The 12,486-nt window shown below is 37.7% G+C and carries 9 protein-coding genes; 7 read left to right on the top strand and 2 right to left on the bottom strand.

What is annotated here, in order from left to right:
- The first annotated feature begins 61 nt into the window (after positions 1–61).
- From NSQ70_RS16390 to tagH, 3 genes are all read left to right on the top strand, one after another.
- The gene (locus NSQ70_RS16390) at positions 62–2,428 is read left to right on the top strand and encodes a CDP-glycerol glycerophosphotransferase family protein (protein WP_159160027.1); all 2,367 of its coding nucleotides are present in this window, start codon (positions 62–64) and stop codon (positions 2,426–2,428) included.
- Positions 2,429–2,601: 173 nt separating this feature from the next.
- Complete coding sequence (locus NSQ70_RS16385) at positions 2,602–3,429, top strand: ABC transporter permease (RefSeq protein WP_008343200.1); 828 nt, start codon at positions 2,602–2,604, stop codon at positions 3,427–3,429.
- Positions 3,430–3,448: 19 nt separating this feature from the next.
- Entirely contained in the window at positions 3,449–5,053 is a 1,605-nt protein-coding gene (gene tagH, locus NSQ70_RS16380; protein ID WP_342502279.1) for a teichoic acids export ABC transporter ATP-binding subunit TagH, read from the top strand.
- A 29-nt stretch (positions 5,054–5,082) separates the two neighbouring features.
- Here tagH and galU read toward each other — a convergent pair whose 3' ends face one another.
- On the bottom strand, positions 5,083–5,964 hold the full coding sequence (galU, locus tag NSQ70_RS16375) for a UTP--glucose-1-phosphate uridylyltransferase GalU (RefSeq protein WP_008343198.1): 882 nt from the start codon (positions 5,962–5,964) through the stop codon (positions 5,083–5,085).
- A 268-nt stretch (positions 5,965–6,232) separates the two neighbouring features.
- On the opposite strand from galU, the gene wecB reads away from it, so the two are divergent.
- Positions 6,233–7,372 (top strand): UDP-N-acetylglucosamine 2-epimerase (non-hydrolyzing), encoded by a 1,140-nt coding sequence (gene wecB / locus NSQ70_RS16370; RefSeq protein WP_061420356.1) that lies wholly within the window; start codon positions 6,233–6,235, stop codon positions 7,370–7,372.
- A gap of 33 nt (positions 7,373–7,405) precedes the next feature.
- On the opposite strand, the gene NSQ70_RS16365 is transcribed toward wecB, so the two are convergent.
- The gene (locus NSQ70_RS16365; RefSeq protein ID WP_008348305.1) at positions 7,406–8,326 is read right to left on the bottom strand and encodes a LytR family transcriptional regulator; all 921 of its coding nucleotides are present in this window, start codon (positions 8,324–8,326) and stop codon (positions 7,406–7,408) included.
- A 182-nt stretch (positions 8,327–8,508) separates the two neighbouring features.
- Between NSQ70_RS16365 and NSQ70_RS16360 the strand changes: the two genes are divergently transcribed.
- The 3 genes from NSQ70_RS16360 to NSQ70_RS16350 are packed head-to-tail and all read left to right on the top strand — an operon-like array spanning position 8,509 to position 12,479.
- Positions 8,509–8,832 carry a hypothetical protein gene (locus NSQ70_RS16360; RefSeq protein ID WP_024719258.1) on the top strand — a complete coding sequence of 108 codons (324 nt, stop codon included), beginning with the start codon at positions 8,509–8,511 and terminating at the stop codon, positions 8,830–8,832.
- 25 nt (positions 8,833–8,857) lie between these two features.
- Positions 8,858–10,966: a SpoIID/LytB domain-containing protein gene (locus NSQ70_RS16355; protein WP_159160025.1), complete on the top strand. Its 2,109-nt coding sequence runs from the start codon at positions 8,858–8,860 to the stop codon at positions 10,964–10,966.
- 22 nt (positions 10,967–10,988) lie between these two features.
- Complete coding sequence (locus NSQ70_RS16350) at positions 10,989–12,479, top strand: N-acetylmuramoyl-L-alanine amidase (RefSeq protein ID WP_024719256.1); 1,491 nt, start codon at positions 10,989–10,991, stop codon at positions 12,477–12,479.
- Positions 12,480–12,486 lie beyond the last annotated feature (7 nt).

Below are 12,486 nucleotides of genomic sequence, written 5' to 3'. Positions count from 1 at the left end.
TAAATTTAGATAAGATTATCCGGTATTGTAAATATGCTGAAAATAATATAGAGGTGCTTCAATGTACAAACTTTATCATAATTTTATAGAAATTCTAAATTTAGATGAACATAAGCTAGTAATATATATTGACGAAATAGAGAAGTTGTCCACTTTTGAATTTAAAGAGTTAAATGTAAACGATTCAAAGTGGATTTGTAAAATTGATGTAAAGGATCAAATGATTTTTGAATCCACAATAGATCATTCTAATGAAATGATTTATCTCTATGCTAAGGATCAAAATTTGTATATTTTGAAAGAAAGCTCTGACATGATTCAGCCAAAACAAATACATTCAATTGAAATTAACAATCAATTTGAAAAAATCTATGTTAAACAATTAGGATTAGACCGCTATGGCTTGTACAGTGGCGAAAAGGAACTGTTGTTATTCTCAGGGCTGCTAAATGTAGATGAGATCAATCAAAATTACAAAATGGATTTAGCCATTGAGGGAGAAGAAAAAAGATTTGTGGACATCTCCTTTATCATATATGGTCTTTTCCACTTTGTCATTACGTACGATTGTCAAAATAAAGAACTAAATGTTAGAAAAATCTTGTTTGATGTGATGCAGGAACATAAAGAAATTGAAGTGACTGTAAATAACCGTAATCAAATCAAAATCCTAAATAAGGTTACTGAGCAAAAGAAAATCGTCAACTTTAGACTCGTTCCTACATATCAGCCGCTTAAGATTTTCGGTAAAGATACATTAGAGCAATTCAAAGAAGATAACATTCTTAATATTCTAGTGATAAATAAACAAAGATATTACATATATGTAAGAACAAATGGTGTTTATTTAGTAAGAGGAAATCCATATCTTGTCACAAAACACACTTCTAGATTGCGTATTTTTAGTTTGTTTAATAGCTTCTATGTTTATGGAAGATTGACTCATTACGCATATAATTCAGACCAGAAGTATGAATATCTTTACATTAGAAACTCTGAGCACCAATTGGCGAAATTTACAAGACCATTTAGAAAGATCAAGTTTCTGAAAAGATATGGCTTCTTTAAAATTTCGTTAAATGATCTTGATTTAGATAGCAGAATCCACAATAACTTGTTCGTAGGAAATGATCACCGGATTATCCATAGTTTAAGATTGAAAAAAAGAGATAAAAAGGTTAAGACATATATCACGAAAAAGAATGGGGACAAGCTACAAGTACTAAGAACAAATCTTTTTGGAAATGTCACGTCAACTATTATTCCTTATTCTGAGGAATATTCTTTATTTAGTAAGGTCAAAATAAAAGTAGCAAGCATTTTATCATCGTTTTATAAAGACAAAAAATATGGTGTCAATTTGTTTTTTGAGAAAAAGAGTGACAAAGCAGATGAATCAGCTATTAGGGTTTATGACTATGTTCAAGAGAATTGTCAAACAGACTCAAAGAATTACTTTATTCTCAATAAGAAATCCAGTGCCTATCCAGCATTGAAAGCGAAATATGGAAAAGGAATCATTCCGAAATATAGTCTGAGACACTATTTAAGTATTTTTAATGCCAGCTATTTTATTTCAAGTGAGCTATCTAACCATGTTCTGAATGATAGACTATATATTGATCATCTTAGAGAGAGAATCATGAGTGTTCCGCTCGTATTTTTACAGCATGGCATTATGTTTGCTAAGCCAGTTGATAATCCAATGGCTTTTGGATTCCATAAAGACAAGAACCAATACAATATTTATAAATCAGTCATCAGCTCTGAATTAGAAGCAGGTGAATTTTATAAAATGAACTATGACCGTGATGATTTAATTTTGACTGGGCTCGCGACCTTTGACCATGCAAAGTTAGTAGAGGGTGCAGATAAAATTGCCTTCATGCCAACTTACCGATATTGGGAAGAGGGGCTTATTTATACGAATAGAATTGAGGAAACCTCTTATTATAGAGTTCTAATTAAAATCATCAAAAGCTTTGAAGAAGCAGGCTTGCTTGATCGTCTTTTAATTGTACCGCATAATAAATTTTCACAATATGTGTATCAGAATTTACCGCAGTATAAACATATTATTTCTGATAACCCTTCAGAAGCGCTAAAAGTGTCGAAAGTATTTATTACAGATTATTCTTCTGCTATATATGATGCGCAATATAGAGGAGCCTACCCGATCTTTTATTGGGAAGAGAAAGATTACTTAATTAGACAGTACAAGGCCATTCCGCCTGTGAACGAAGAGAATGCACCAGGTCCAATTGCATATAACACTCAAGACCTGATTCGTATTGTCAAACATGCAATCGATCATCAGTATGTGGTAGAAGATGAGTATAAAGAAAAATATTTGAAGATCAATAGCTTTAACGATAATCAAAATACAAAAAGAATTACTGATTTCTTAAAAGAGCATCAAATCATCTAACATCTGAGGGGCCCCTGAATCTACGATCGCAAGGATTCAGGGGGATTTTTAGTTTCTAGAATAAATGATACGACTTTTGTTATAAGATGAAATGTGAATCGTTATCTGTTACAATTATGAGCGGTGCTTTTTAAAAAAGTGATCCCAAAAACTTATATCTAAGGAAGATTAGAATGAACGCAATGTTGACGATACTGAAGGAGCAAATCAGCTCATTTTCGCTGATTATGCGACTTGCTGTTTATGAAACAAAATCAAAATATCAGATGAATTATTTAGGTGTTTTATGGCAGTTTTTAAATCCATTGATTCAAATGCTGGCTTACTGGTTTGTTTTTGGTTTAGGCATTCGTGGAGGACAGCCGATTGTCATTGGAGGCATGGAGGTTCCATTTATCATCTGGATGCTTGCTGGATTAATACCTTGGTTCTTCATTAGTCCGACGATCCTTGATGGATCAAACAGTGTGTTTAAACGCATTAATATGGTATCAAAAATGAATTTTCCGATTAGTGCGCTGCCGTCTGTGGTCATCATGTCCAACTTGTTCAGCTATTTTGTCATGATGGGTGTCTATCTGATTGTGCTTATTTCTTATGGCATATATCCTGACGCGCATTGGCTACAATATATTTACTATCTTATATGTATGATCGCGTTTATGTTTTCGTTTAGTTTATTTAATTCAACAATTAGTGTACTCGTAAGGGACTATCAATTTCTTTTACAATCAGTGACACGTTTACTTTTCTTTTTGCTGCCGATTTTTTGGAATATCTCAGAGAAGCTCACTGGAGACAAAGCATGGATAGGAGATATTTTAAGATTAAATCCTCTTTTCTACATTATTGATGGTTTCAGAAATAGCTTGTTAAAGGGAGAATGGTTCTTCCATGATGTGAAATATACGCTTTATTTCTGGCTGATTACGCTTCTTTTTTTAACAGTCGGTTCATTGCTTCATATGAAATTTAGGGATAAATTTGTCGATTTTCTTTAAAAAGTAAGGAGATTATACGATGAAACTAAAGGTTTCGTTTCGAAACGTATCCAAGCAATACGTCTTATATAAAAAGCAGTCTGACAAGATCAAAGGGCTGTTTTTTCCTAATAAAAATGAAAAAGGTTTCTTTGCCGTTCGTGATGTGTCGTTTGATGTCTATGAAGGAGAGACGATTGGTTTTGTAGGGATCAACGGTTCTGGGAAATCCACGATGTCGAACCTTCTAGCGAAAATCATTCCACCGACAAGCGGTGAGATTGATATGGACGGCCAGCCATCGTTAATTGCCATTGCGGCAGGGCTGAACAATCAGTTAAGTGGTAAAGACAACATTCGTTTAAAATGCTTAATGATGGGTCTGACAAATAAGGAAATTGATGATCTTTATGAAAAAATCGTAGATTTTGCGGATATTGGAGACTTTATTGATCAGCCTGTAAAGAGCTATTCAAGCGGAATGAAATCTCGTCTTGGCTTTGCCATATCAGCACATATTGATCCAGATATCCTCATTATTGATGAGGCACTGTCTGTAGGAGACCAAACCTTCTATCAAAAATGTGTGGATCGGATCACCGAATTCAAAGAACAAGGAAAGACGATCTTTTTTGTCAGTCACTCCATTAGTCAAATCCAAAAAATCTGTGATCGTGTTGCTTGGATGCATTATGGTGAACTTCGTATGTTTGATGATACGAAAAAGGTTGTGAAAGAGTATAAGGAGTTTGTTGATTGGTTTAACAAGCTTTCCAAGAAAGAAAAAAAGGAATACCAATTGAAGCACAAAGAAGGTCGAAAAGGCGTACAAAAGACAGAGAAGGTGTCTCGTTATCATGAGAACGAGAAACGACGTTCATTTTTTGGACCGGCATTTCAAGTGACCATGATAGCTGTTTTAACCATCTTACTTGCCCTTTCTATGTTTTCGGATCGTCCGCTGCGTACACTGGCAACATTTGGTGCAATTCCTTCAGGTAAAACAGAGGCGCCCCAGTCAACGAACCATGAGACGAAAGGTGCCCCTAATGATATGAAAAAGATTGATCAACAGGGCATAGTTAAGGCAGATCCAATGACGGTTTATACAGACAGAGCCATGAAAAAAAAGGCAGACGTCACATTATCGTTTGGACAAGAAGTAAAGGCTGTGGCTAAAAATAAACAAGCCGTTCAAATCAAAACAGCATCAGAGACGTATTATGTGAAACCTGATGCGCTACAAAGCGCAGATGAATTAAAGCCGTTATCCATCGGACCAGCACAGTTCAATTCCTACGTATCACCCGCATCTGCGGGTTCGTATGAGTACTTACTTTCTTTCCTTGGAAAAGAAGAGTCTGTGCTGAAGCAAAGAATGCAAACACTCAGCTCGGTCAAAAGTGAGCAAGGCGATACCATTGAGCGCCTGACCACTGAGAAGACCGATTATGTGATTCAAAATGGTCAGGCGAATACGATGGTGTTCCGCGAGATCATGCCTATCTCTCCTGCAACACTTGGACTGACAGAACAGAATGTCTGGATGAATGAGAAACAAACGAAATTCGCAGTAAAAGGCGAAAATCATCTATTTGTTATCGATAATGAACAGCATACGTTGACCATTTCAGAGAGTAAATAAAAAGAAAAGCTGCCGATATGGCAGCTTTTTTAATTCACTTCTTCTTTTTCAAGAAGTTGTTTCATAAATGGTATGAGTTTTTTCTTTAGCTCTTCATCTTGAAGGGCAAACTCTAGCGTTGTTTCAATGAAACCTTGCTTCTCTCCGACATCATATCGTTTTCCTTCAAAATCATAGGCAAATACACGCTGGATGTCATTGAGCTTTTGGATGGCATCTGTCAGCTGAATTTCTCCACCTGCACCAATTTCTTGTTGATCAAGGTACATAAAGATCTCTGGCGTGAAAATGTAGCGCCCTAAAATGGCTAAATTGGATGGTGCGGTTCCTTGCGGCGGCTTTTCAACAAAGTTTTTCACTTGGTAGCGGCGCCCTTCTTGGGTAAGAGGATCAATGATCCCGTAGCGATGCGTATCACTGTCTGCGACTTGCTGAACGCCGATCACGGACGAAAGGGTTTTTTCATATTCATCCATTAGCTGGCGAAGTCCAGGTGTTTCGGCTTGGACAATATCATCACCTAATAAAACAGCAAAGGGTTCATCACCGATAAAGTTGCGTGCGCACCAAACGGCATGTCCGAGTCCTTTAGGTTCCTTTTGGCGGATGTAATGAATATCAGCAATATTAGAGGATTTTCTCACTTTTTCTAAAAGTTCACTTTTTCCTTTTTCTTCAAGGTTACGCTCCAGCTCTGGCGCAAAATCAAAATGATCCTCAATGGCTCTTTTCCCTTTTCCAGTGACAATAATAATGTCTTCAATTCCTGACTCAACAGCTTCTTCAATAATATATTGAATGGTTGGTTTATCAACGATTGGTAGCATTTCTTTAGGCATAGCCTTTGTGGCAGGGAGGAAACGTGTCCCAAGACCTGCAGCTGGTATAATGGCTTTACGTACTTTTTTCAATGAACTTTGCACCTTCCTTACATAGATAACCGATTTAATAATCAATGTTAGTTCTTGGTCGTCTTTATAAAGTGTAACTTACAAATCATAGGAAAGACAAATGATTTCACTAAAAATGAATTTTAGATAGTTTACATTTTATATGTTAAATGTAAAGGAGGGTGAATGATAACGTTAATTCAATGTAAATTTCTTTTTTATATCATTAAATTTATCCTCCAAATTGTGTATAATTGAAAGTATTATACTAGGAAAGAGGCATAGACCAGTGAAAAAACTAAATGTAATGACTATTTTCGGTACTAGACCTGAAGCAATCAAAATGGCTCCACTTGTCCTTGAACTTAATAAACATCCACAAATAAATTCAATTGTCACTGTAACAGCTCAGCATAGAGAAATGCTAGATCAAGTTCTTGAGGCATTTTCTATTACGCCAGACCATGATCTAAACATCATGAAGCAGCGCCAAACATTATCTGAAATTACATCAAATGCATTGTTGAAACTAGATCAATTATTCCAAGAAGAAAAACCTGATATTGTGCTTGTTCATGGCGACACAACGACAACCTTTGCAGGAAGTTTGGCTGCGTTCTATCACCAAATTTCTGTCGGCCACGTCGAAGCTGGCTTAAGAACTCACAATAAATACTCACCGTTCCCTGAGGAATTGAACCGCCAAATGACAGGCACTATTGCTGACATTCATTTTGCCCCTACGGCTGAGGCGAAGCAGAATCTTTTAGTAGAAAATAAAAAAGAAGAGACCATCTGTGTGACAGGGAATACGGCCATTGACGCCCTGCAAACAACAGTCACAGAACACTATCAACATCCAATTCTAGAGAAGATCGGTTCAGATAAAATGATCTTATTAACGGCTCATCGCAGAGAAAATCTCGGTCAGCCGATGAAGAACATGTTTAGAGCGATTCGCCGTGTTGTCGAAGAATTTGAAGATGTTCAAGTCGTATACCCTGTCCATCTAAATCCTGCTGTTCGTGATGCGGCTCAGACAGAATTCAGTGATCTTGATCGTGTGCACTTAATTGAGCCGCTTGAAGTAGTTGATTTCCATAACTTCGCTGCTGCGTCGCACTTTATTTTAACGGATTCAGGCGGTGTGCAAGAGGAAGCTCCCTCTTTAGGAAAGCCAGTATTAGTGCTGCGTGATACAACAGAACGTCCTGAAGGCGTGAAAGCTGGTACGCTTAAGCTTGCAGGAACCGATGAGGAAACCATTTATCAGATGGCAAAAGAGCTGTTAGAAGACCAGCAAGAGTACGATAACATGTCGAAGGCTTCTAACCCTTATGGTGATGGACAAGCGTCGAAACGAATTGTCCAAGAACTCCTTCATCGTTTTGCTTTAAGTGATGAAAAACCAGCCCCATTTCAATCATAAAAAAAGAAGACTACAGGAATGTAGTCTTCTTTTTTACTGCTCCAAACTATCCTTCAATTCCTTCTTCACTTTCGCTAAACTGCTGTCATCAAGCTGATAGTAATAAATATTATTGATTCGTGCGCCTGTACCTTTCAGCTCGTGCTGTTTCACATTTTGTCTTGCATCACGATAATCATTCATCATCGTCCACATGTCGTCAAAGGACATATTCGTTTTCATGTTATTTTCAACGACTTTAAACATATCACCGAATTTCGTAATAGATGAAATGTTAGCCCCTTTTGCAATGATGCCTTCAATGACTTGTCGCTGTCTTTGCTGACGGCCGAAGTCACCTTTAGGATCTTGCTTTCTCATTCTTGTATAGGCCAGGGCTTGATCACCGTTCAGGTTAATTTCTCCTGTACCAAATGAATGGCCATCATAGCTGAAAGCAAACGTACTGTTCACCGTAATGCCGCCAAGTGTATCCACAATGTCTTTAAAACTTTCCATATTGACTTTTACAAAGTAATCCACAGGTACATCAAGCAGTTCCTCTACTGTATCTGCCGCCATTTGTGTACCGCCGAAAGCGTAGGAGTGGTTGATTTTATCCATTGTGCCTTTTCCGACAATTTTTGTATACGTATCACGGGGGATACTCACCATCTCAGTTGTTTTCGTTTTCGGATTCACAGTCATGTATATTAATGTATCTGCACGGCCTCGGTCATTCTTTCTTTCATCGACACCCATGACTAAAATGGAGATCGGGTCTTTTTTACTTAAATCGACATCTTTGTCACGCTTATCTGACTTCTTTAAGTTCTCTTGAATGCCTGCGACAGTTGATGCGGCTGTATTCCAAAGATGATACGCGTATCCGCCAGTGGCTAATACGAATAAGCCAATAATCGATAAAACAATCCAAAGAACCTTCTTTTTCTTTCTTTTTCTCTCAGCTCTCATAATGTCCCTCACCTTTTCTATCATTCTTCCATGATTATAGGTTTACGAATCTTGATAAACAAGTTATTTTTTTACTCTGAACCTAGATATAGACGTTGTAACAAAAAAAAGGTTTCAAAAAACCTTAAATTTACCTTAAAATATTAAGTTATAAGACGATACAAAGACATGAGGTGAAAAAAATGAAGAAAATCGTCGTTTTACCGTTCTTAATACTACTACTAGGTATCGTGCTCACAGCATGTGGAACGGCTGAGCAATCCTCAGGAGAAAACAAGACAAGCAGTTCAACTCCTCAGGTGCTAGAAGAAAAAGCTGAATTTATTGGAATGGCTGATGCACATACAGTCGAAGTAAAAAAAGTGAATACGACCTTAAGCTATGAATTTACGGATAATTTTAAAGATGTATTAAATGAATTTAAACCAGGTGACAAAGTAGAAATCTCTTACTTTATCAATGACAATGGTCAAAAAGAAATACAGAAGATTGAAAAACAGAAGTAAAAAAAGATGGGCGGGATGAACAAAATTGAAGAAAACAGGCATTACATTTATCGTTCTCATGACAATGACACTACTAATTGCACCTTTTCAGTCTGCCATGGCCAGCTCGACAATTTCAGTGAAATTGTCTAATTATATCGGAAACAAAACAAGCATGGATATTTCAACAACTGGGGAATACAAGCTGTCAGGATCCAATGTTGCTGTGACGAAAAGATATGACGGCAAAAATCGTTACGAAGTAGCCAATAGTATCGCTTCTGCAGGCTGGAAAAATCCTTCAACTGTTGTGATTGTGAGCCGAGATGCATTTGATCATGCCATTTCTGTATCGCCGTTAGCATACAAATTAGGCGCACCAATTTTGTACACGAACATTGAAAAGCTAACGAAGACAACCGAAAATCAGTTAAAAAAAATGAATCCTGATAACATCTTAATTGTCGGGAATACAAAAAGTATTTCAACAGCTGCTGAGAAATCAATCAAAAAGTATGGAAAAGTGAGACGCATTAGTGGGAAAGACAAATTTGAAATTTCCCAAAAAATCGCCAAAGAGATGGGTAATTATAAGCAAGCAATTGTTGTCGGCGGGAACTCATTCATGAATGGGATTGCAATTGCATCCTATGCATCGAGAAAAGGATACCCAATCCTATTAACAAAAAAAGATTCCATTCCGTCATATAAAATGCCAAGTAAAGTCATTATCATCGGCAGTACAAAAAGTACGGGACAAAAAGTAGAAAATCAAATCAAGAAAACCTCACAGGTGACACGAATCAGCGGTGCCAATCGCTACGAATTATCTGTGAATATCATTAAAAAATTAAACATTAATGCAGATAAAGTGTACTTGGCAAAAGCCTCTAGCTATATTTATGCAATGCCTTTGTCGCAATTGGCTGCAAAATCTAACAGTACCGTTGTGTATGTGAAGCCGGATTCTGTCACAGCGTCATTAAAAGCATTGCTGAAAGAAAAAGGTACATATGCTTACCATCTTGCTGGTAGCACAAGTGCGATTACAGATAGCTTAAAAAATTCTTTAGCCAAACAAGTCTATCTGAAAAAAAATCAAAACTACCAATTGAATATTTCTAACGGAAAAATTTCATTGAAAGGCATTAAGACGTATAACACATTAAGAGTTGTTCCTGAGAAATATTCAACCAAAAATGTCCTTCAAATCGCAGGGAAGCCATACTTAGGTAACGTCAACTTTGCCATTGAATCAGGATATATCAGGCCGACTAATGAAAATATTCCATTTGAAGACTATCTAAAAGGTGTTGTGCCAAACGAAATGCCTGCAAGCTGGCATGTTGAGGCATTAAAAGCACAAGCGGTTGCCGCTAGAACGTATTCAGTGAAAAGTATTGGAAAAGTCGTACCTGATACAACAGCCTTCCAAGTATATGGAGGATATAACTGGTACACAAATTCAACAAAAGCTGTTGATGCCACAAAAGGCAAGGTTCTAAAATACAACAACCAACTTATTTCAGCCACCTATTATTCTAGTAATGGCGGATACACTGAGGCGAGTGAAGAAGTATGGGGGAATGCACTGCCATACTTAGTCGCCAAGCAGGACACAAAAGATCCTGTCAATGTGTGGACACTGAAGTTGTCTAAAAAGCAATTAGGCACTACGTTGACTGCTAGTAAAGCAGCTTCTGAGTGGTCTAAGGCAAAAGAAGCCAATGCTGCCGACCTTGCTGGTCTAAAATCATGGCTGTTGAAAAATAAAGAAACAGCTGCATCTGACATGAGAATTGCATCTATTTCAAGCCTGACATTCTCAGGAAAAACAAAAGGTCAGCGTGCGAAGACCGTTTCAATCAAGCTGAATTACCATCTGAAAAACAAAACAGGTACGTATACAGTGAACAAAAGTACAACGGCAAGTATGAAAATGACAGAGTTTAGAACAGTCATGGGCGCAACAAAGGTGAAAAGTACGTTTGCGTCAGTAAAGAATAATACAAATGATTTCACGATTTCAGGAAAAGGCTATGGTCACGGTATTGGTATGAGTCAATACGGCGCCAAAGCTAGAGCTGAATCTGGAAACTCGTATTCTTCCATACTTTCGTTCTACTATCCAGGTACAAAACTAACAAACTATTAAGAATAAAAGGAGGACTTAGAAGATGCGCTCAATGATCAAAACAGCCATCCTCAGCCTCATCGCCATTTTCGTTATTGTTCCAACAGCTTCAGCAGATAACTCGGTCTCCCGAATTGATGGTGGGAGCCGGTATGCTGTAGCAGCAAACGTAGCGAAAAAAGGATGGGGAACAGCAAGTACAGTTGTTTTAGTGGGGAAAACTGCATATGCAGATGCAACAGCAGGAATTCCACTGGCACATCAAAAAAATGGACCAGTTCTTTACACAAATAGTACAAGCCTTTCTGGAGATACAAAAAAAGCCTTAACGGCTTTAAAAACGAAGACAGTTATTGTTTTAGGCAGCACATCAAGTGTGTCAAACAACGTGGTCAATCAAGTAAAGAAAATGGGCATCTCTACACAACGTATTTCAGGAAAAAACCGATATGAGCTATCGGCAAATATCGCGAAAAAAATGAAAACGCCAGCTGGCGTCGTTGTGGTTGAAGGGTCATTCTATGCACATGGAATTGCCATTGCACCTGTAGCGGCACAAAAAGGGTTCCCAATTCTATATACAGATAAAAAGGGCCTTCGTTCTGAAATCGCTTCTGTTGCAAAAGCAAGCAATGTGAAACAAACCATTGTCGTAGGCGGAGAGAATTACGTCACAAAAGCAGCTTATAATCAATTAAAATCTCCAACGCGAATCAAAGGCTCTACTCGTTATGACGTGGCTGCGAATATTGTGAAAAAATACAATATGAGCACAAATAATACCTATGTAGGAAGAGGGTTTGGCTATGCCACTTCATCTTCTGCGGCAGGAATTGCAGCAAAGCAAAACAAAGCATTGCTCCTAACGAATGAAAAGACGCTGCCAAAGGTAACAAGAGCGACGATTAGCAGCAAAAAAATCACCAAATTTACCGTCGTTGGTAGTACAAATACAGTGACACCAACTGTTGTGAATCAATTGAAAAACCCTGTCGTTGGCAAAAAAGTATTCATTGACCCAGGTCATGGCGCTCATGATTCAGGAGCGGTAGGCTACGGATTATATGAGAAGAACTTAAACTTAGATGTAGCCAAACGTCTAAATACAAAGTTAAACAACGCAGGTGCACTTGTGACGATGTCAAGAACATCAGACACATTCGACAGTCTTCAAACACGGGTGAGCAAAGGTGCGTCAGCAAATGCAGATATCTTCATCAGTGTCCATGCGAACTCAAATGATAACAGCAGTGCAAATGGAACTGAAACGTATTATGACAAAACATATGCAGCAACAAACAGCTTGAAGCTCGCGCAAAATATTCAGCCTAAAATGGTCAGTGCATTAGGCACAAGAGACCGTGGCGTGAAGACAGCTGCCTTCTACGTCATTAAATATTCTAAGATGCCAAGTGTTCTCTTAGAAACTGGTTTTGTTTCCAGTCCAGTTGATTCAAATATTTTGAAATCCGCTACTTATAAAGATCGATTGGCGTCAGGTATTTCAAGCGGTGTTTCAGGCTATTTTAGATAAGAAAACA

Origin of the sequence: Bacillus sp. FSL R5-0397, from assembly GCF_038593395.1 — a bacterium.
GTDB lineage: Bacteria > Bacillota > Bacilli > Bacillales > Bacillaceae > Bacillus > Bacillus altitudinis.
The sequence above is the reverse complement of the archived record's forward strand: the minus strand, read 5'-3'. Positions and strand labels throughout refer to the sequence as shown.